Origin of the sequence: Rhodopirellula sp. MGV (assembly GCF_002251265.1) — a bacterium.
Taxonomy (GTDB): Bacteria; Planctomycetota; Planctomycetia; order Pirellulales; family Pirellulaceae; genus Stieleria; species Stieleria baltica_A.
Genome location: NZ_NPDI01000037.1, coordinates 1 through 20,839, shown reverse-complemented (window position 1 = coordinate 20,839; position 20,839 = coordinate 1). Strand labels below are relative to the sequence as shown.

The 20,839-nt window shown below is 53.2% G+C and carries 19 protein-coding genes; 8 read left to right on the top strand and 11 right to left on the bottom strand.

Going from position 1 to position 20,839, the window contains the following annotated elements; all coding sequences use genetic code 11:
• Positions 1 to 5 precede the first annotated feature (5 nt).
• Both CGZ80_RS12150 and CGZ80_RS12145 read left to right on the top strand, forming a co-directional pair.
• The gene (locus tag CGZ80_RS12150) at positions 6 to 2,120 is read left to right on the top strand and encodes a prolyl oligopeptidase family serine peptidase (protein WP_143543895.1); all 2,115 of its coding nucleotides are present in this window, start codon (positions 6 to 8) and stop codon (positions 2,118 to 2,120) included.
• Positions 2,121 to 2,540: 420 nt separating this feature from the next.
• Positions 2,541 to 2,924 carry a YybH family protein gene (locus CGZ80_RS12145; protein ID WP_094414706.1) on the top strand — a complete coding sequence of 128 codons (384 nt, stop codon included), beginning with the start codon at positions 2,541 to 2,543 and terminating at the stop codon, positions 2,922 to 2,924.
• On the opposite strand, the gene CGZ80_RS12140 is transcribed toward CGZ80_RS12145, so the two are convergent.
• From CGZ80_RS12140 to CGZ80_RS28990, 5 genes are all read right to left on the bottom strand, one after another.
• Entirely contained in the window at positions 2,921 to 4,801 is a 1,881-nt protein-coding gene (locus CGZ80_RS12140) for a hypothetical protein (RefSeq protein ID WP_094414704.1), read from the bottom strand. The genes CGZ80_RS12145 and CGZ80_RS12140 overlap by 4 nt on opposite strands.
• A gap of 73 nt (positions 4,802 to 4,874) precedes the next feature.
• Positions 4,875 to 6,278 carry a glycosyltransferase family 39 protein gene (locus tag CGZ80_RS12135; RefSeq protein ID WP_094414702.1) on the bottom strand — a complete coding sequence of 468 codons (1,404 nt, stop codon included), beginning with the start codon at positions 6,276 to 6,278 and terminating at the stop codon, positions 4,875 to 4,877.
• A complete protein-coding gene (locus tag CGZ80_RS12130; RefSeq protein WP_094414700.1) occupies positions 6,279 to 6,554 on the bottom strand; it encodes a hypothetical protein in 276 nt (91 codons plus the stop codon). It lies immediately after the preceding gene.
• A gap of 10 nt (positions 6,555 to 6,564) precedes the next feature.
• The gene (locus tag CGZ80_RS12125; RefSeq protein WP_094414891.1) at positions 6,565 to 7,776 is read right to left on the bottom strand and encodes a DUF1559 domain-containing protein; all 1,212 of its coding nucleotides are present in this window, start codon (positions 7,774 to 7,776) and stop codon (positions 6,565 to 6,567) included.
• 30 nt (positions 7,777 to 7,806) lie between these two features.
• Positions 7,807 to 8,811: a glycosyltransferase family 2 protein gene (locus CGZ80_RS28990; RefSeq protein WP_094414698.1), complete on the bottom strand. Its 1,005-nt coding sequence runs from the start codon at positions 8,809 to 8,811 to the stop codon at positions 7,807 to 7,809.
• Positions 8,812 to 10,499: 1,688 nt separating this feature from the next.
• On the opposite strand from CGZ80_RS28990, the gene CGZ80_RS12115 reads away from it, so the two are divergent.
• From CGZ80_RS12115 to CGZ80_RS12100, 4 genes are read left to right on the top strand one after another with little or no spacing between them, the layout of a single operon-like run.
• Positions 10,500 to 11,390, top strand: a complete 891-nt coding sequence (locus CGZ80_RS12115; protein ID WP_143543894.1) for a hypothetical protein — start codon at positions 10,500 to 10,502, stop codon at positions 11,388 to 11,390.
• Positions 11,387 to 12,478, top strand: a complete 1,092-nt coding sequence (locus CGZ80_RS12110) for a rhodanese-like domain-containing protein (RefSeq protein ID WP_094414694.1) — start codon at positions 11,387 to 11,389, stop codon at positions 12,476 to 12,478. Before CGZ80_RS12115 ends, CGZ80_RS12110 begins: the two co-directional genes overlap by 4 nt.
• Positions 12,475 to 12,939 (top strand): MauE/DoxX family redox-associated membrane protein, encoded by a 465-nt coding sequence (locus CGZ80_RS12105; protein WP_094414692.1) that lies wholly within the window; start codon positions 12,475 to 12,477, stop codon positions 12,937 to 12,939. Before CGZ80_RS12110 ends, CGZ80_RS12105 begins: the two co-directional genes overlap by 4 nt.
• Complete coding sequence (locus CGZ80_RS12100; RefSeq protein WP_146042992.1) at positions 12,920 to 13,699, top strand: hypothetical protein; 780 nt, start codon at positions 12,920 to 12,922, stop codon at positions 13,697 to 13,699. Before CGZ80_RS12105 ends, CGZ80_RS12100 begins: the two co-directional genes overlap by 20 nt.
• Before the next feature lie 267 nt (positions 13,700 to 13,966).
• On the opposite strand, the gene CGZ80_RS12095 is transcribed toward CGZ80_RS12100, so the two are convergent.
• Positions 13,967 to 14,635: a metallophosphoesterase family protein gene (locus CGZ80_RS12095; protein ID WP_094414688.1), complete on the bottom strand. Its 669-nt coding sequence runs from the start codon at positions 14,633 to 14,635 to the stop codon at positions 13,967 to 13,969.
• Positions 14,636 to 14,731: 96 nt separating this feature from the next.
• Between CGZ80_RS12095 and CGZ80_RS12090 the strand changes: the two genes are divergently transcribed.
• Entirely contained in the window at positions 14,732 to 15,016 is a 285-nt protein-coding gene (locus tag CGZ80_RS12090; protein WP_094414686.1) for a transposase, read from the top strand.
• A 50-nt stretch (positions 15,017 to 15,066) separates the two neighbouring features.
• Complete coding sequence (locus CGZ80_RS12085; RefSeq protein ID WP_094414684.1) at positions 15,067 to 15,906, top strand: IS3 family transposase; 840 nt, start codon at positions 15,067 to 15,069, stop codon at positions 15,904 to 15,906.
• Between the two features lie 121 nt (positions 15,907 to 16,027).
• Here CGZ80_RS12085 and CGZ80_RS12080 read toward each other — a convergent pair whose 3' ends face one another.
• From CGZ80_RS12080 to CGZ80_RS12055, 5 genes are all read right to left on the bottom strand, one after another.
• Positions 16,028 to 16,492, bottom strand: a complete 465-nt coding sequence (locus CGZ80_RS12080) for a T6SS immunity protein Tdi1 domain-containing protein (RefSeq protein WP_158222673.1) — start codon at positions 16,490 to 16,492, stop codon at positions 16,028 to 16,030.
• A gap of 533 nt (positions 16,493 to 17,025) precedes the next feature.
• A complete protein-coding gene (locus CGZ80_RS12075) occupies positions 17,026 to 17,541 on the bottom strand; it encodes a hypothetical protein (protein ID WP_143543891.1) in 516 nt (171 codons plus the stop codon).
• A 126-nt stretch (positions 17,542 to 17,667) separates the two neighbouring features.
• Positions 17,668 to 18,306, bottom strand: a complete 639-nt coding sequence (locus tag CGZ80_RS12070) for a protein phosphatase 2C domain-containing protein (protein ID WP_094414678.1) — start codon at positions 18,304 to 18,306, stop codon at positions 17,668 to 17,670.
• A gap of 542 nt (positions 18,307 to 18,848) precedes the next feature.
• Positions 18,849 to 19,238, bottom strand: a complete 390-nt coding sequence (locus tag CGZ80_RS12060; RefSeq protein ID WP_094414674.1) for a contact-dependent growth inhibition system immunity protein — start codon at positions 19,236 to 19,238, stop codon at positions 18,849 to 18,851.
• A 93-nt stretch (positions 19,239 to 19,331) separates the two neighbouring features.
• Entirely contained in the window at positions 19,332 to 19,691 is a 360-nt protein-coding gene (locus CGZ80_RS12055) for a hypothetical protein (protein WP_094414672.1), read from the bottom strand.
• Positions 19,692 to 20,839: the final 1,148 nt, after the last annotated feature.

Sequence of the window (20,839 nt, the reverse complement as noted above, 5' to 3'; positions counted from 1 at the left end):
CCTTCATGCTGCGCAAATTCCTACTCGCACTGACACTGCCCTGCCTTTTGGCGAGTGTTCCTGGCACTCCCTTCAGCTACAGCAACGTTTGCGCCGACGGACCAGCTGACAATATCGCAACCTCCGTCCGGCCGATCCCTCCCATCGGCATCCAAATCGACGGCAACAAGATCGAATCACTGCGCAAACGATGCCAGCAGATTCGCAAAGCCTGGCAACAAACACTTGCCGAAGCGTCTCAAACGATTGAAGCGAGCAAGGGATGGCAACGTGATGCCGCGATCAAACGACTCGACAAACTCAGCCGACTTACGCCGGAGATCTTGGTGTTCCCGCGGTCGGTCGAAATGGCGATCGAGTTGAATCAATTCTATGCCGAAACCGAAGCCGAACACGCAGGCGTCTTGCTGGACGAAGCGAACCGCAGGATCGCGCTCGCCAAACAAGATGCCAGTTGGGCAAAGCTTGTTGGCATCACCGACGGCCAATCGCAAACGCTGGTGATCGGCGGCTTCGAATCAAAAATTGATGGTTCGTATCAACCCTACGCACTCGTGGTCCCCGCCGGCTTCTCTGCATCCGACAGTCGACCCCGTCGCCTGGACCTTTGGTTTCATGGACGCGGCGAAAAACTCAGCGAGCTGAACTTTCTGTGGACTGGCAGTAACAACGCCGGCCAATACACACCCGCCGAAACGTTCGTCCTGCATCCCTACGGACGCTACAGCAACGCGTTCAAATTTGCGGGTGAAGTCGACGTATTGGAAGCACTCGAGTACCTGCAAACGCGACTGCCAGTCGATCCGCAGCGAATCTCCGCACGCGGGTTCTCGATGGGTGGTGCCGCGTGCTGGCAGTTTGCGACGCACTACGCCGACCGCTTCTTTGCCGCCAACCCCGGCGCCGGATTTAGCGAGACCCCGGAGTTCTTGAAGTCCTTCCAACAAGAGGACCTGAGCGAAACGCCGGACTATCAACGCACTCTGTGGCAGCTTTATGATTGCCCACCATGGTCACGCAATCTGATCCATTGCTCGACGGTTGCTTACAGCGGAGGAATCGATCGACAAAAGCAAGCAGCCGATGTGATGGATGTTTCGCTTGCGGAGCAAGGCATCGATCTGGTTCATGTTATCGGTCCCGAGACCGCACACCAGATTCATGCGGACTCGAAAATCGAAATCGAATCGCGGATGGCCCAGCTGGCTGCGATGGCAGACGGTAACGTTCCCAATCAAGTCGACTTGACGACCTACACCCTTCGCTACAACCGCATGCACTGGGTGCACCTGACCGGACTGCAGCAACACTGGCAACGATCGCACGTGACTGCTTCCTTAAACGATGCAGGACACCTCACCATTGAAACCACAAACGCGACGAAACTTGAGCTGAGCTTCGCATCGGGACAATGGCAGTCCACGTTTCCGTGCCAGCCATCGATCACCATCGATGGCTCCGAGTTAGTTGGTCCACCGGTTCGTTCTGACCGCTCGTGGTCGATCAAGCTTGTCCGACATGGCGACACATGGGCAGTCGATGACTCAGCTGGCAATGCACTACGCAAACGGCCAGGGATGCAAGGGCCGATCGACGATGCCTTGATGGACTCCTTTCTATTCGTTCTGCCGTCGAAATCGTCGAAAGACAAAACGTTCCAACAATGGGCCGAAAGCGAAGCACAGCACGCGATGGTTCACTGGCGCAAACATTTTCGCGGCGACATCCGAGTGGTCCATGACAACGAAGTCACCAAGGACATGATCATGCGGCATCACTTGATCGCATTTGGCGATCCGGACTCGAATTCCCTGTTGGCCCGTTTGCAAGACGGATTGCCGATGCGGTGGGAAAACGACGCGATCGTGCTTGGCGACCATCGCTACCCGCGGTCGAGCCACGCCGGAATATTGATCTACCCAAACCCGTCCAATCCAGACAAATACATTGTTGCAAATAGCGGATTCACGTTCCGAGAATACGACTACCTCAACAACGCCCGCCAAACGCCCAAGCTGCCTGACTGGGCAATCGTCGACATTACCGAAGGTGCAACGACACGTGCCCCTGGAAAAGTCATCGATGCAGGTTTCTTCAACGAATCGTGGCAAGTCCAATAAACCCAAAACATCCCACATCTCCCCGTAGTGGATCTTGTCAAAGATCCAACACGCACGTCTCTCCGGTAGTGGATCTTGTCAAAGATCCAACACGCGCATCTCTCCCGTAGTAGATCTTGTCAAAGATCCAACACGCGCATCTCCCCCGTAGTGGATCTTGTCAAAGATCCCACGCAGCATCCGCTACGCACCATACCAAAGATCTCACCCAATAACGTGAAACCACTCCAAGCGACTGATTTTCGAGTGTCGCCATTCACTCTGCGGGGGCGACCACGCGAATCGGCCAAGTAATTTCCGCAATCTTGCTCAGCTTTCGCGATCCAGATTTTGGCCAGTCCGATCGGGCGGGTACATTGTTGCCAAGAGCGGGTTCGTGTTCCAAGAATTCGCCGACGTCAGAGAGGCCTCGCAAGTCCCATGAATGACATCGAAGCGATCCGAAATGTCCAACGCCGATGGTTCCGCGCCACCATGTCCGGCGACCTTTCGATGCTCGATTCACTGATGACTGCCGATGTCGTTTTTCTTTCTCCTGGTCGCCCGCCATTTGGACGAAAGGAGTTCTTCAAGAGCTTCCAAGCGATGAAGGATCAAGTCACGATGGAATGCGAAGGCGAATTCATAGAGATCAAGATCGATGGCGACTTGGCAGTCGCGACCGGATTGATCCAGATCACAGTCACGCCACGGTTTGGTGGCGAGCCGACGTCTCTGACGGGCAACACGCTGACCGTCTTCAACCGCCAGCCAGACGGCCGATGGCTACTCTCCCGAGACGCAAATCTGGTTGCCCCCAATTAGACGCCTTCCGACCTGGTCGTATCATCTCCGTCCTGTGGCCTCTCTGCTTGCTTAGCGAGTTTCTTGATTGCCCGAAGCAGGCGATGTGAATCGTCTTCCGTGATCTCGTAAATTAGGAATCCGTAACCCGCAAATGCAACTGGATTGAGCTGGTGCAGGTACAGATAGTCGCCCGTGCGCCGCAGTCTCGTCTCTCGATCAATTGCGTACCAACCAACAGGAAAGCTGGCATCACCATGTTGCTCATAATGCTTAACAGTCATCGGCGGCACGCGTTGGCGTCCGGTTGGAATGCCAACTTTTTGTGGATCGATCAAGTGTAAATAGGACTTTACAAGCAATGGCCTCGCTCCTGAGTGATCCTCGCTCCACCGCTTCAAGTAGGGATAGTCTTGTCCCCAATCAATGTTGCTGGCGTTAAATACCTTGTCCGCATGCATTGGCCCACCGATCGACTCGTTGAAGTACGAGATGCTATGTGGATAAACCCAAAGGCTGCTTGCGATCATTCCACTCAGGCAGATCGACGCATAACCCTTTAGTGCCTGTGACGCAGTGGCATACGCATTGAATGCCCGGCTCAATAACACCAGGAACAACGGAACAGCAGGAAGCACATAGCGCAGATGACGACTAACGCCGGTCTGTGTGCTTGCCAAAATGATGAGAAGAATTGCAGACGACATCAGGAGCGATTCGTCCCGAAGCACAGTGGCAGGATGGATCCCGTCACGAAACCTGATCCAAATGGCAAGCGGGATTAGTGCAAGCAACCCCAGCTGCGATTTGGTCGCGAATCCCAGTAGGTAGTACCACCACCAGCCGTGGTCTGCCCAGTCACCATTGGCATAGGACCATCGGACACGGTCGAAATCCCACTTCTGAAGATCGAGTCCGATCAGCAGGTCGCTCGGCAGTGGTACCGGGATTTGCTCCAGTATCGTTCCCCGGAATCGGTTCCCCGACCACTCCACCTCTTGCCAGCCATCAGCGCCGGCAAATGATCGGCTGATGAAATCAAAGTTCCCTAACGGACGAAACGATCCGTCAAAGCCATACATCAAATTGATCACCAACAGGAACGCGAACGACGCCGCGATCACGTGTCCCAGCACTCCTTTATTGTCATTGAGACGCTCCGAAATGCTCCTGCGTTGCACTGGCCCCGAACGCTTCAGCCAATCGCATGCCATTGCGGCAAGCCAAAATAACGGCAGCATCAACACTAGGATTGCCAAGCTGGTTTTAGTCAGTACAGCAAATGCCGCCATTAAACCAAGTGCAGTTGACATCACAAGGGAGCGATGGTCTAGCCACTGGCGAAATACGAAAAGCAATCCCAAAGCCATGCAAGCTGCCTGTGCGTCGCCGCTGATCAATGCCCCATAACCAATCAAGCTGGGCGAAACCGCCCAAAGTAATAGCACACCGATCCCTGCCGCGTGTCCGTAGAGCCGACTGGACCAAATGAATGCAGTTGCCATCCCTATCGCCAAAAAAGGCAAGCAAGCGATTCTGCCAAGTGCTAACCACCAATAGCTTTGCTCCTCGTGATCAATAATCATTTCACGAGCAAGGTCCCACTCCATTCGGTATCGCGGATCCGATTTCTCATGGAGGTACTTGAGCTGAGGGCCGCCAATCCACCACGGCAGCGCAGCGATGTCGCGTACGAGAGGCGGATTAACTCGGAAGGATGCAAAGTCGGCGTATTTCCAGTCTGCAACTCCGCTCGGCAACAATCCCACTTCGGTCCAGGCGAAGCCGGATCGAAACGCAATGATGGAGACGAGGCAAAGATGGAAAACGATGATGGTGACAGGAAGTAAACTCCATTTCACTCGTCCGCGATCGCCCGGCACACCCTGCATCTGCATCGACAAAAATCTCCGATCAATCAAAACTGACGTGAAAAACAATGCGAACGCACTGACCCAATTTGCAGTCCCTTCAATGCATCCTAAACACGCGTGCCGCTCCGATCGTTGCCAAAAGTTTTCCTTCTCCGTCCGGAGCTAGGTTTTCGCGAGTCACGAAGAAATGTCGGCCGGGCTGCCGAAGTCGATGGTCAACTTGCACCGGGCACTCCGCACGAGCCAAGTAGTATTTCAGAGGCTCTTTGTTAGGGATCGGGCTGATTACTTTGTCTCCAGGTTGCGTGACTTTGGTCAGATAATCAGCGACATCAATGACCTCCGGGAATAATCCCGTGTCATTGTATTTAGCGATTCGATTATGAATCACCAAGTCACGCGCAAACCAGACGCTTGCCCCAATGATCAGCAAATGGCAAGCAAAAGTTACGAGACGTGGGGTTGCACTAACGATCCATGTGTATCCACGGTCAGCGACAACGAACAAAAACGGCAAGGCGAAAATCCACGAACGCGTGAATGGCAAACTTTGCTTTAACAAAAATGCCGACGCCACACCTCCGCTCACCCCGGCAAGAAAAAGCAATAACCGCTCTTCGCGTTTCATCAAAGATGCCACGAATCCGCAGACAGCAAGCACTACCAGCGGTAGTTTCCAAGTCACGTGTCGGAATAGATGCCGTAAGGTGTGCGTCAGGTTGTCTCCCATTCCGCCATAAAACTGTTCTGTCGAAAGAGAAGCAGCGAACCGATTAAAGAAGACCTCTTCGATCCCTTTTTCACGAATCAGTGTGGGAGCATAAAAAGCTGTCGTTAGAACCACGATTTGGATTCCAAGTACGACCAGGATCCAGGCCCCATCGCGTACCGCTAAGTCACTTTTCGTGATCAGTCCTAAAGTCAGCCAAAAGACAATCCCGGTCGCTGGGTACAACATCGTCGGGATGGTCCAAAAACCAAGTGCGATGAAAACTGCGAGCGGCCAAATTGCTGTCGAATTGGGATCTTCAAGGATCCGCTGTACATGCAGTCCTGCGAGGAGACAAAGGCAGACCAGCAGCGTGTAGCCACGTGCGTTAGTGGAAAACAGCACGAAAAACGGGAACACCGCGATCGCCGCAGAAATGAACTCTCCTCCACGCCCATTGTTTAATCTGCGGCAGAACTGCCATCCAAGTGGAATCGCCACAATCCCCGCAAGGAACGCTGGCAGTCGGATGATCCATGGATCCGCACCCAACACGGCGGTTGTCAAGCGAACAAGTACAGTGTGAAAGAGTTGGTTGTTAGGTAACGCGTAATGCAACAACTCTCCCGGTTTTTGAACAAAATTATTGAACGTCAACGCCTCATCGGATCGCATTGTCTGCGTCAGAAATGCGATCCGCACAATAAGTCCGATGACAACGGCGAGGCACAGGAATCCCAACTCGCCATAGAACTTTTGAGACCGTCCCCGTTGATCCATCAAATGGCGCATTCACGAGCCTCGCTCAACATCGAGTTGCCGTCGCTTGCGAATCCGGCGAAGTGAGAGGAATATCGCGCCCAAAACACTGACGCTGGCAAGGAGCGAACGCGAGACAAACTGTTCAGGCGAAACAGAGACGCCGTTGGTGAGACGCAATACAGGCAAATACAAAACCGTAACCCAACATCCAAATTCGATCCACTTAAGAACCTCGTCGGAGGGAAGAGTGACCGACCGCTTGCGACGCTGCCGCTCAAGATCGTAGGTGTTCTGCTTGGCATCCATCTCTTTCAACTCAATTATCTGTCATCACAATTGTTTCGTTGGACGCACGCGTCCCCATGGCTCCCCATACCCCAAACGGGCTCGCTGAACCTGGGGGGCTTTGCGTATTACCCAAGTACACGCTTCCAGCAATTTCCGTATCTGACTTGCTTTGGATCGAGTCACTTATGAAACGGACCGCACCGTCAGCCAACACGCAGTTCACTCCCCCCGAGTGATAGCTTCCTGCGGAGAAGACGCCTCCAAACCAGTTGGCATGAATACCATCCGGAGGAACCTCACTGCATGAAGGTGAGTTGGGAGGCAATACCGTGTTGAACGCCGAAAACGAAGGTGCCGCATCTGCCCACCGTACGCCACGTGGTTCCAGATCCGCACCGCCTTCAATCAGTCGGGACTCCAAGTCGATTAAGTTCCAGCAATTTTGCGGGCTATCTCGTAATCCAGGGACTTCCATGATCACGTTGGACTTAAATGCTCGATCACCGTTTCCAACACAGATTTCCGAGAACAGTAAGGTGTTGGAAAGACCGTCACTGCAGTCACGCATCCGGAATGCAAACCAGTTTGCGAACAGGCCCCGTTTTGACGAGTCATCAAATCGCTGGGGCTGCCGATCGCCTGAGGATCGGTATTGTGGCTTTTTTAATGCACAGCCCACCGCGAAGACACCGTCACCCAGACATGCCGCGTAGTTCGTCGCACCGCTGTTGACGAGCGGTTCCCCGGGATCACTCGGGCAACGAAGAAACGTCGGTGAAATTTTCCAGGGGCCGTACAGGTTTTCTTGTGACGCGGAGAGAATGTTGTACCAAGGGATTGGTCCCATCGCAGGAAAAACGATTCCACTCCTTGGCTCCCTCCAGGGATTCGAAATGGTGTCCCAAAGCGGTTGCTGCTCAATGAAGGGAAGTAGTGCTACTGCAACCCCCAGCCGATGATGATTACTTGAGCTGTCAGGTGATATCCGAGTGCCTCTCGGTTCCGCAGTGCCGCCGCCGTGCATTGGGAACTGTCGAAACGAACTGTGGTAATTCTGGCAGGCTAACGCGAGGTCCCGAAGTCGACTCGCACACTGCATCTTTCTTGCAGATTCACGTACGCTTTGAACAGCTGACAATGTCAAAGCAACCAAGATACCGATAATTGAAATCACAACCAAAAGTTCAATCAAGGTAAATGCGGAACGCGACACATGTCCAAAAGAAAATCTCTTGCTCATCCTCCGCCTCTGTACATCCAGGGATAATGATTATCGCGTCCGATTCTTCGTCGCAGTAACTCGCATCTCAGCTGATTCAATGCTCTGGCCAGCAATCATACGTTCGTTTGTTGCCTGCATTTGATCTAAAAGCTTTTCTATGAGACGCCGATTGTGCGCGACCAAGTCAGCAACAAGGCCAGTCACCAGAATCAAGACTCCTACGATCACCAATGCTGCTCCCAGAACTAAAGATTGCAGGTGGCCTTCGCCACTCCCAAGTAGGAACAGGGTCAAAAAACGAAAAATAGGAATTGCACCGATCAAACACAGCAAACCACTGATCCAAAGCAGGATATGAAGTGGATGTAGGAAGAAAAACACTCGAAGCATCGTCACTGCCGACCGCACTAAGAAGTGGGGGATGTTTCGAAACAGCCTCGATGGCCTTGTTGCGGCATTCGTCTTCACCGGAATGAACTGGATCGCAAGGCCTTTCTTTGCCGCTTGTAGTAATGATTCAATCGTATAACTGTATGTTGTTACGATATGCGTTCTCATCGCAGCGTCTCGCGACCACGCACGAAAACCACTCACCGGATCAGCCAGGTCCATCCCGGCCAGTTGGCTTGCAACCCGCCGTCCAACTCGCTGCAGGAAACGCTTTAACCTCGAAAATCGCGGGTCGCGACCGGGTTGGCGATCTCCAATGACAAGATCGGCACGTCCTTTGATAATCGGTTCAACCAGTGAAGGGATCTCGCAACCCGGATATTGGCAATCCCCGTCTGTGTTGACGATCACGTCGGCCCCGAGCGCTAAGCAGGACGTCAGCCCCGTTGAAAACGCAGCCGCCAACCCGCGGTTTCTGTTGTGCCGAATTACATGATCCACCCCCAAACCCAATGCAACTGCAGCAGTCCCGTCGGTGCTTCCATCGTCAACCACCAACGTCTCGATCTCATCAATGCCAACAATTGTCTCAGGTAAATCTGAAATGACTCGATGCAGTGTGTCGGCTTCATTAAAGCAAGGGATCTGTATGATGAGTTTCATTCCAAGACTCCAGCCTGTGCAGCGAGACTGTGGTTGCATGGCTAACTTAGATGCCGTTTCGCCAGGCTAACGTGTGTGGTATCCACGTTCAATCCGCGTAGCGGAGGCGAAGGTGGCCCTAGCGTTCTAGCGCAACCGAAGATTCTGTTCAAGCAAAATCCAATAAGTTTGTTTTATTTGCGCTTTCCCGACAATTACGGAAACCCGCCTCAATGAAAGGTCACGCGATCAGAGGTGTTTCTTTTTAAGTGGCGGAGGGCTGTCAAAGCGACATGCGGTGTCACTGGTTCGTGACTAATCAAAGCTCGACTACATGTTCCGCTTCTTCGTTCGCGGATTCTCTGTTCGTTTATGCATATACCTTGGCACTCATTTTGATTGGCCAGTTTTGTCAGAGGTCCGACAAACAACTCAGAGAAAAATGTAGTGATGTAAATGGCGGGATTCTGACTGAGTATCGCTGTATAGAAAAAATCGTTATTCGCCAACAGTGGATATTGCAACCCCGCTAGAGCACTCTTATGTTGAAAACGTCTTGACAACGCCGTCAAGGCTGGTTCACACCAAAGCGGTTCCTTTCAAAAGGGAAAGTCATGCGAGCATTTACGGTGTTCTGTGTAGGTGTTGTTGTTTTATGTTTCTCAGTCATCTCAGTGGAGGCTTCTGTATCTGACGGCGGTGAAATTGTTGGTGGTGCGTGTCCGGATTGCACCGGACGCCATGATGTCTCGTGCCAGGGCGATGGCAGTGGACTGCCCTGCAATCAAATGCTTAAGAATTGTTGGGTCGATTCAGAGTATGATCCACTCAAAGAATGTTTCACTGCTGTCTTTGACCCATATAGTGCTCAGGATTGCCAGAAAAGAACATTGAACGGCTGCATGAGCCAAGCCCATGAAGGCTGTCGGCTTTGCGGAAGTTGATCGATTCTTGCTAACAGCTGGCATGAACGGCTACGTCATTGATCGTGATCTTGAAGTAGTGCGTTTTGCTGCGCATCGATAACGTTTCGGATTTTGTTTAATTGATGCATATGCGTGACAACTAGGACTACACGGCTCTGCGAGGGTTTTGGGATCTCGCAGAGCCGGAAGTTCGCAATTGACGCGCAAAGCGACGTTCAGATGTGGCGTCCTGATAGTCTGTGAGTTTTGCCTAACCGCGTGAGTTCAGTTTGGGGCTGCGCAAAGGTGTATTGAACTCAAGGTCTTCTAGGGGGCTTGGTGCGGACGGCGCCACCCAGCTTGAATTAGAAAATAGAACTCCGGCTCGCTTCCCTTTGCAGCTAATCTGCTTCACACGGCCAGTGGCGGTTACAGGATTATTCCCCAGGAAAACATCGTAACGAAATGTATTCAAAACATCATTCGCAGACGCAAGATGAGTTCGGTAATCTGTTTTGCGTCTCGGAGTCTAAAAGGGCGAGAGATAATGTTGTCGCTCGCAGGGCAAAGATCCTACGGTTTGATCGGTCGACTCTCTTTTCGGGGGTGATTTGCACTGTTTTTTTTCAGGTTACCGTGCTTGCAGTTTGGGCGGTCATTTTCCCTGCTTCGTACGTGTTTAGCGGAGATGATTCCGAGCAATATTTTCGGGCGTGCAGCTTGCCCGAGAGTTGTAGGATCGAAGGGCAGTTTGATTTTGTTGATGTGGCAGCCCCAGGCTCAGGCGTCGTTGCTACGCAAAATGTGATTTTTCAAGTTGATGGTGATCGGAAACATCTGTTTTACAAGGATCGCGATTTTGCAACGGCTGGCGAGCAGGTAATGCAGGTGGAGCTTCGCATCGAAGACGGTCAACAGCTCGCAATCGACATCATGCCGGAGAACGGGACGTCCTCTTGTCGGGGTTTCTTTGATGCGAAAAAGAGTGACGCGCCATGGTACCGGTTTCTCGCGTATTCCAGTGTCGCGGTCGGCAGAAGCCCATGGGACGACTACGTGAAATTTGCGTCCTACTTCGATAGTCTTGAAAGCGTGGAGGAATCCGAAGGCGAAGTGGTCATTACTGGAAAGGGTAAGTATGGCCATGCCACCGCTGTGTTTAAAACTGGCGATTTCCCCGTCCTCCAACGCCTTCAAATCCAAAAGACCGAAGGGGATCTGTTTGGTGCCGGCAGCAACGGAAGGATAGTCGGTAAGGATTATCCGACGCTTAAGTCAGTGTCGTGTGAACTTGAAATCACGGCGACGGAAACGGTCGGTCAACACGCAGTTCCTAAAGAGTTCAATATCGCGGTGGTTCGTACGATGAGCGATGGTACTGTTTTGGGGCTTCGGGGGGCTTATACCAGTTCCGTGCTGCTGACCGGTGATGAAGCGGCGAAGTCATACTCGGCCGAATTGATTTCGCCGCTTCCAGCCGGGGCAGTGGTGACAATGGCAGATTCGGATAGCGGGTTGGCATATGCCTGGAACGGCGATGCGATCGCCCCGGTTTACACATCGTCAAAACTATCCCGATCGCCGGACGATGCTAGTCGAAGTAGCTTTCGAGCGATTGCTATCGTCGGGATTGCAATCGCCGTTCTCGCAGTTGGCGCTTTTGCCATCCGGTCGACCCGAATGAGTGCGAAATGATGAACCAGCAAGTTTTGGAACGTCAGCGATTCTTTGTCTTCGTCCTGGTTTGTGTCTCCTGGTTGAGCACGCAAAGCTTTGCGACGGACATCGCGAATGACGACGGTTATTGTGGGATTTATTGCGTCCACGCATCACTCAGTGAAATTGGGAAACCGGTCTCGGATTTTCGAGACTTGCTTCAGCCACAATATCTGAGTTCGACCTATGGGTCGTCGGCAAAGGAGTTAATGTCGGCACTCGCCGACCACGGCGCACAGGCATCGCTTTATCGGTACATTTCGCTCAGTGAATTGGAGTGGCTGGGGAGGCCAGCTATTTTGCATGTGGGGGAACCAGGGTCATCGCGGTACAACCACTGGGTGCTCTATCGTGGGTCCGGGAGTTCTGTTTCGCTCTACGATAGCTCCGCGAAGAACGTGGATAGCCAGGTCGGCGCATCGGAGTTGCTTTCGCGCTGGGATGGAACTGCAATCGTCGTGTCACCCAAGGAGGCGTCCCATCCCTCAATCACGCTGGTAGCCGGCCGCGCCATCGCCATTTCACTGCTTCTGCTTCTTGCTTTTAGCCTTCGACAGCTATTGAAATCGGATACGCCGATTGGCCGACTACTCAGGTCTGAACGGCGTTCCCACGCGTTCGGTGCCCCAATTGCAATTCTGGCGATCGCGATGCTCGCTTTTAATCTTCAGGCCAAGGGGCTTTGGCGCAACCAATCAACGGTTGAAGCGATTAAAGAAACCAACAAAGGCTACTTCTTCCCTTGGGTCGACATTGGAGAAGTTCAAGACGCAATTTCCAGCGATGACATAACACTTGTTGATGCACGCAACGCGCCATCGCATCGCGAGGGATCGATTCCCGGCAGCTTGAATGTGCCGCCAGATTCCACACTTGCTTTGATCCGTAGAAAACTGGGGTCGCAAAATGAACACTCAAGAATCATCGTATTCTGTGGCTCAGCATCATGCCCCTACGCGGCTGAAGTGGCATCCAGACTGAACACCGCAGGGTACAAATCAATTAGTATTTATATGGGAGGCTGGGCGGACTGGGTCGAACAATCCGGAAGCCTGAAAAAACGATGAGCAAGTATTCGAAACTTTTGAAATCGGTGTATGCGGTTGCAGCTTGCTTCACCCTGCTGATGCTGGCCGCAAGCAGCTATTTCCATTTGAGCAACCCGTTCGCATTTTTAAGCACCGTTTACCGGTATGGTGTCGTTGGTCCAAGGTTCTCGATGGCTGTCGCATCGGTTATTCCCATTGCGAGCGCCATTGCCGCGTTCTTCTTGGCTACCGGGATCTTCCGACTCGGTTCTTGGGTGATCGCATTGGCACTCAGCGGCTCCTTTGCCGCAGCACAGCTGATACTCTTGATTCAAGGGCGAGTCGCACAATGTGGTTGCTTCGGTCCAGCGTATGATGAAGAAATCGGTCTGCTCTCATTTGGCAGGGCGGTTGCATTGCTGGCTTGCGCTGGTATCGGCTTTATGATCGAACTTCACTTTTCAAAAAACAACCGAATCCATGCTGAGCAGCAACTTTAATTCCATCGCGGTGCGGCGAGCTCTTTTCTTTGCATGCTGCATTGCGGGGCCCTGTTTTATCTCGGTCTTGGCGATTTTCGCTCGCACCGGCAATCTTCGTCCCGCTTCAGCCGAGTCGCTGCGCCAACACTCATTAACCTATGCCCAGTTCACCGCGGCCTCGGACAACGCGACCGAACGAAATGGACAAGAGGCGAATTGGCAGGTGCTCTTCGGTGACGGGAAGCTTGATCCTGCTTTTAGTAAAGGTGGGTTTGACCTCGAAGGCGGTCTGCTGACGGCGAACGGCGACCACAAAAAGATGATGCTCTATGGTGTCCCGACCGACAACTTTCGCATCCGAATCACTTACAAGATTTCAGACGACGGCGAAGCTGCGGTCGTTTTCCGTTCTACCGAACGTCGCCCGGGCAACCGAACGGGATACTGGGTGGGACTCTCGTCCGAAAAAGGTTGGCTTTACAACATCGCCTCGCCCATCCGGTTCGGCAAAGACGAAAAGCGACTAGCGATACGGCCAATCAACCTTCAAGCATTGAAAACCGAGCGAGATGCAACCAACGTTGTCGAAGTGCTAGGGGTGGGAAATCGCTTCGCCATTTTCAAGGATGGAACACTCTGCTACGAATTCCTTGACCGAAGCTTTGCCGAAGGCCAAGTCGGAATCGCAGCCCGCCACCATGGCGTCGAAATTATTCGATTCGAAATCAGCTCCATCACTCAGGCAAATGAATCAACTGGGGCAAGGCGTCGTCGCTGATCCCCCTTGCTCCCGTAGACCGTGCGGAGCGCAAGTCTTGCAACTCGACCCATCGTGATTGTGGTTCGGTTGCGCTCAAGTGGTGCGTTGAGGGCGGTTTGTAAATCCGGCGATCCCGATTGTCCTGCTTCGTACTTTCTTGAGTGCTTGCGAGACGAGCCGCGACAATTGCAAGAAACAAACGGATGGCGTTCGATCAGTTAATTTCTAGCGTCGCTATTCGCCCTACGACAAGCCAGAAGACCAGGTCTGAGCATTTACTGGTTGCTATCGGCGCTCATCCAGCCAGATGTGTCGGGTGGAACCAGATTCATTGGCCTGCCAACAGTTGCCAGTCTGGACATCAAGGCAGGTCAGCCAACCTTCTCCGCATGCCCAGGTGTCGATGCAGATTGCATGGCCGATCGAAAGCGGAATTCCTCCGCGCTGTGCCGTGTGTCCACACACCATCGTCAAACCCGATTCGTGCGGTGGCGGATCGCGAAACGATTCCCAGTACAGTATTTCATCTGGTTGCTGATCAATCGGGATTTCGGCGCATGCATTCGCATGTACAAAGAAATGCGTTTCTGTGATGAAATGTGATCGTAGCGAGCGGGTTAAAAAATGCCAATGTTCTGTGGGGATATCGGTGAGTCGTTCGGCTTCGTATGACGACAGCACCGCATCACCGCCGCAAGCAAGCCATTCTTCAAGGTGCCGCTCAGATTGAAGCGCCTCGACCATCATCACCTCGTGATTCCCACGCAGTGGAATGAGTTGTCCGCTATCCACTCGATCGATCAACCATTGCAGGACTCGTCGCGAATCAGGACCCCGATCAACATAGTCGCCAAGCGTAACGATTCTGTCGTCTTTCTCGAGCCCCACAAACGACGCGAGTGTGTCGAGTGAACGATAGCAGCCATGAATATCGCCGATAGCCAACGTGCGCATGTTGTGTGAGCCTCTCAAATGATTTGACGTACTCCCAAAAAACTGATTCTTCGGTTATGAAAGTTTACCGGCCACGACGGCCAAAGGAGACTTTCGATGACGAAGAAACGAAAACGGCGGAAACCCAAGCTGATTATGAAGGCCCTCCAAGAAGGCGAAGCGATGATGGCGGCGGGCAACACCGAGGCTGAAGTTTTTCAGGCACTTGAGATCAGCGCGGCGACCTGGGAACGCTGGAAAAAACAATACGGTGGAATGAAATCCGACGAAGCGAAACGCCTTCGAGAGCTTGAGGTCGAAAATCAACGATTGAAAGAGCTTCTCGCAGAAGCGGAGTTGGACAAGAAGATTTTGAAGATGGCTGCGGAGGGAAACTTCTGAGTTCGGCGCGACGACGTGAGGCTGTCGCCAAGGCTCAAAAGGCCTTTGAGGTGTCAGAACGTCGGGCATGCAAGACGCTTGGTCAACCGCGAAGTACACAGCGGTACCAGACGCAATCCAAGAGCGACGAAGAGATATTGCTTCGCCGCATTCATGAACTGGTTCGTGAATTCCCGCGCTACGGCTATCGGATGATCACGCGGATGCTACGCCGTGAAGGGTGGACAGTGAATTTCAAACAGATTTACCGACTCTGGAAACGAGAAGGGTTTCGAGTGCCGCGGAAGAAGAGGAAGAAACGTAGACTCGGAAGCGATTCCGGAGGCATCTGCCGTCGCCGTGCCGAACGCATGAATCGTGTTTGGTCGATCGACTTCATCTTTGATCAGACAAGCAACGGACGCTCGCTGACAATCCTGTCGCTGATCGATGAGTACTCCAGGGAATGCATTGCCTTGGAGGTCTCTCGCCGGTTCACGGGTGATGACCTGGTTGATCTCCTTGTGGATGTGTTCGTGATCCGAGGCGTTCCGGCATTCATCCGAAGTGACAACGGCCCCGAGTTCATCAGTCGTCGCGTTCGAGAGTTTCTCGGCCGCATTGATGTCGGCACGTCGTTCATCGAACCAGGCAGCCCCTGGGAGAATGGCTACGTCGAAAGCTTTCAAAGTCGGCTTCGGGACGAGTGCTTGTCGTGCGAAGCATTCAGCACGCTTGCTGAAGCCCAGCAGGTGACCGGCCAATGGAGATCGACCTATAACCACCGACGTCCACACAGCTCGCTGAGTGGGCTTACCCCTGCGGAGTTCGCGGCCCGTTGTGCCGCTTCAACTCCAGTCGCTGTGCTCCTTACGTCGAAGCGGCACAACGAATGTGATTCAGTAACCTAATCCCTGCCTTCATAACCCTGGACCAAGTTTCGGGGGCATCCCAGGGTAGTAGTCGTTGACTTCAAAACAGATTGGCCTTCGCCGCTTCCGTGCATGCGAAAGCGATTTGGTCAGTCGGGTGTCACGTGATCTTGATTTCTGAAATCGGCGTGCCGTCCGGCAGATCTTTGACCTGCCGATGTACTTGACCGTGAACACTGATATGGACACTGACGTCGGTCGCTTCGACATTCCCGATGTCGTCCGTTCCTCCCAAGACGAGTGGCTGCTTATGGCTGTAGACTTGCGCCGGCTGCAGCATCAATCCTGCCTTGCGGTATTGCACGATCCGCGACGGAAACATGTGATCTGTAACGAATTGATTGTCACGTAGCAACGACTGGAAGGATTCACTGTCTTCGGCGACAGGGCGGATGTCTCCTTCAATCATGTCGACAAAATAGACCGCGCCGGAAGTACCTTGAGCAAACGCATCGCCCATTGCGGTTAGAAGGACCGGTTGCACCGGCTCCGGCATTGCCCACGTCCATTCCGATAGAAGCGTGTCCATGGCCACACCTTTGGGGCTGATCGTCAAATCGTTCATCGTGATTGGCATGGGCACCTCAAGGCGAAACAGAGACTTTGTATCTACAAATTATGTTACCGATTACCCAGTCCGCGCAGATGATCATCGCTGTTCAAGCCGCCTCGACTCGCTGAATCGGGTGTATTGGTACGCCAGACATGGGCGTGAACTTGTGGGGGCCCGCTTTCACTTTAAATGACAGCCCCTGGCGCGAAAAGCAACTTGAACGACAGGTAGTATACCAAACATAGATCGCTCAAGCTGAATCACTCCGCGAAGGGAATTGCGGTGAGGTGATGAACAGAAACGTCATGAGGGCGACGAACTTTCAGAGGCGAGTGGGCAAGAAACAGCTTCCGTTTTTGGGCAGCTCGCTAAGTGACGCATTCGGACGCGATTTTTAAAGCAATGGGATCGAGTCCACAAACGCATTCGGATGTTGCTCAAGCTTGGCGTTCGTCGTGAAGAAACCAGCTCGCACGGTAGCAGTGGCCGCGGACCTTGGATGATGTCCTCAAGTGCTGCGATGCATGTCGCGATCTCGATCTTTGTTATCCGTCATTGTTGAGAGCAGAGATTCGAGGCGGGATGAGCGGTTGAGCGAGGTACCAGTAAACGCCAAAAAGTAGAGATGATCCAAGAAGTGATGCGATGAAGAAGATCGAGGCAAACTCCATCTGGGAAACCAACAAGCCCGCGAGTGTCGCTGAACACGGAATTCCGAACGCGTAAGCAACGATTCCAGGTGCAAGCGATTCGGTCCACTTACCCTTCGCTAGTTTGATTAGCTTGGCATTGTAACTGCTTGAGCCTAGGTAATAGGAGGTGAAAGCTCCGATACCACCTACGTATGCGCCAATAAATGATGCGATGCCAACGTCTACTGCTAGCGGATCAGGGGTTGCCAGTATCAGACGAGTTGAATAGACAGCGAAGGCTGAGCCCACCGCAATCATGGTAATTGCGACAATCCATTTTGCGGTCGCCTTGAACTTGCGGCGTCGGCTTAGTTCGGCGATTCGCTTACGCTTTCGTCTCAGTTCGGTGGGATCGTCAAGCTCAAGCATCGTTTCGCATTGGGGGACTTGAACGGGGAACAACAGGCACAACCGAGACGCGGCGAACGGCTCACCACTTCGAAAACCTCGACTCCGCGTCTTCGGTTCATGCAATGGTTTCCCGCTCCTTGACTGTCAGATCGAGTAGCGTTTGCGGGATGCACGCGCCCGGCGCACCCGACACGCAACGATAGCAGTATCATCCCAAAGTTTGCCGGAAGGGAGGCGAACCATGTCGACACAGGCACGCGGAATTGCAAAAAAATCAGTGCGTCCGATGAGCGGTGTGATTTGATCGCGTTGGGCGTAGTTGAAAAATCCGTCGGAGCCAACCAGAAGAACACCGTTCAGTGGGCCGTGCCAAAATGGAGTAGGTTTCGACGCTTGGGAGCCAAGTAGCGGCTTGCGAATCTGGGTACGTGTTAAGTCAGTAATCTCAGGTCCATCGATCACCCAAGCACAGCTATCGCCGACGCTCGCGCCCAGAATGCGATCAGGATAGAGGTCGACAATTACAGCGGTCGTTTCGCCGGTGTGCACGCGAAAGTCCAGTTGCGAAAGAAATTGGGACCAGTCGGTGGAGTTGCCTATCGCAGCGTAGTTTGCCCGCGTTTCGCGGATCACGATCTCTGCCGCGGTGTGCCCGTCCCCGGTGCCACCAGCGCCGTCGGCAACCACAATCAATGTGCGGTCACCATCAGCTATGACGTCGATGCGGTCTTCGCATCGCTCACGATAGGCTTCGACGACGTGGGAAGTTTCAAACGATGTCATAGTTGCGCATCGCGGCTATCAGTCGGGTAACGAAATCGACGTGCGATTGCCCTGCCAAGACAATAGCCACGTCCAAAACGTCAGCTCCCGTCTTTCGGTGCTCGGCATTATTATCGCTCAGTTTCCCGATGGGTTCGACCGCGCAGTTGACATCGGTCCTTAAAACAATTGCTTGGTTACCGAACAGCACCCATCGCCGGGTAAAGTAAGATCGATGCCAAATCACAAGTCCGACAGTCGCAGACAGAAGGAAAGCACGTCTCCCCCATATGACAATTCTAAACGGACCAGCAATCAGCGGTCCTGACATTGCCAACCACACCGAAGAATCCTCCCATTCCTATCCGAAGAGCGCGAGAACATACGCCCATGCGGATGCGCAGTTCATCAGTTCAGCGAGAGAAAAACCACGCACAGCAGTCGTTTCTGTGGTCAATCCCATGTACGTCAATGAACTGAGATAACGTCACGGTTCAGCAGGGCCGCGCCAACGACTCTCAGCTTCAAAACCGCCGACTCCCGTACGTGAGTTCACGCGATCGTTACCCGGCATTTTCCGTGAGTAGTGATTCGGCCGCGCCGATAACAATGTCGTCATCTGGGCGTTCGTCAAGTATCGCCTTTGCGATCGACGACAGGACACCAAGATGGCGTTCCATTAGGTTGCAGTCTTTGCGGCAGGCATTTACGCAGGCAACGAACAGATCGCCTGGATAATAGTCGCCTGCGGCAAGAGGTTTCCCGATTAGTCGGTCTACCGCTATTGGGAGTAACACATTCGGGCAAATCTGTTGCCCAATCATTACACGCAAGTCTTCGGCTGTGAATTCATCCAACGGTTTGCTGCGCAAGTGATGGCATGCCGCGATCAAGCCTGATCGCGTTTCAGGTTCCTGCCAAGCGGGAGGATCAAGCTCGTCGAGAGTGGTCATAATTCATTTGGGTAACAAGAGGGATACGCGGAGGCGGGGAGAGACCAACCACGTCAAAAGGCTTGACTCCGCCGCTCCGTCATCATCGCATGGCTATTGGATCGAAAGCATTGGAGCTAGCCCGAAGATCAAAATGCAGGCCACGGCAGTAAGGATTGCCGCAATTGCCAGTCGGCTCTGCCACCAACGGACCGCACCGATGAATCCTATGCTCGCTGCGATTAAGCTGGTCAATGCCAAGAACAAACATTCCTTCGCACGGTGCGGTGTCGGTACATCGAGGACGCCCGACTGAAAAAATTCGTATCCATAGACACACGCCGCAACGCCCCACCAAGACGATGCCAATGCAAGTAGCATGGCAAGAAATGCCGGGATCAAAGTCGGACCTGATCGGCCGCTTCGAATATCTTCCATTTGCTGATGTTCGTCAGGTGGTGCGTATGGATTCATCGTTAGCGCAATCTTGTACCATCTTCAGTCGGATGACGATTTCTATTCTGTAGCCGCCACATTCGGCTGACCACTTCGATTAGCTGAACTCGGCGGCTTGCGTGCGCCGGTTCGGGCGCACACGAGTCAAACGCACCGGAACCGCCAAGTAACAAACATGCTCGGCAAGTCGATGGCCACCCTGTAGCGACCGCCGGTGAGGCTCTCCCCAATCTCGCAGCACAGCAGGCTACTCGAGCTGGCAGATAGGGATCCGCAAGAAACAGCCAGGAAAAGCGAATCCCTAGCGTGAAGCGACGGACCAAAACAGATCAACGGGCTTCTTGAACAGAGGACTTGAGCATCGGCTCGCAAGCTCGCGAAGTCAGATCCATACTGGTTATCCGTCGTCGTGGCGTCATGCGGTAGCGTCATCAAACCCAACCTCCGACGACACGAAGTGAAGAGTAGTGGCAGAGCGGACATTCGTCAGTGTGGCATTTTGAGCGTAAGTTTGAGTCGCAGCAACGACCGCAGTTCATTGCCTTAATCATCGATGCGAGATCTTTGCTGTTCGGGATAGGAACGTGGAAATAGGGGGTGAAGCTCTCCCGGTCTGCAACGGGTGCGGCCAACGCTAGGTCGAAGCCGATGTTGTGCGTGAGAATTCGCACGGGAAGTCTTCGCGGCCCGTTCGTGTCGAACAGGCTGTCAAGCAGTGAAAACTGCCCGTCCACAAGTTGAAAACGGGGCTTGTGGGTTGTGCCACAGCTGTAGCAAACGCAGTAGATGTGTATACAGTCCGTAAGACTGATGCCAGTGTTGAACGCTAAGCCGCATGTTTGGCATTGGACTACTGATGCCATATCAGGCAAACCATGTGGCGAGTTAGTCGGATAACGATTTCGATCACGTGGCCGCCGCAAACGACTGACCACTTGATTGAACACAACCCGGCGGCTTACGCGCATTGAGTTGTTCGCGGTCTATCCACGACGACAGTTTGCAGTTCGCCGCTGACGACAAGTTTACTCGACCGGCATTGCGAAGGGTAACGAGTAGCGAATAGCAGTCGGAATGTGAGACGCTGGATTGTCTTCAATCGCGCTCGTACTCGGCAACGCGGTGCGCGTACTCGCAATCGGTTGCCAGACGCCAGCTTGTCTTCA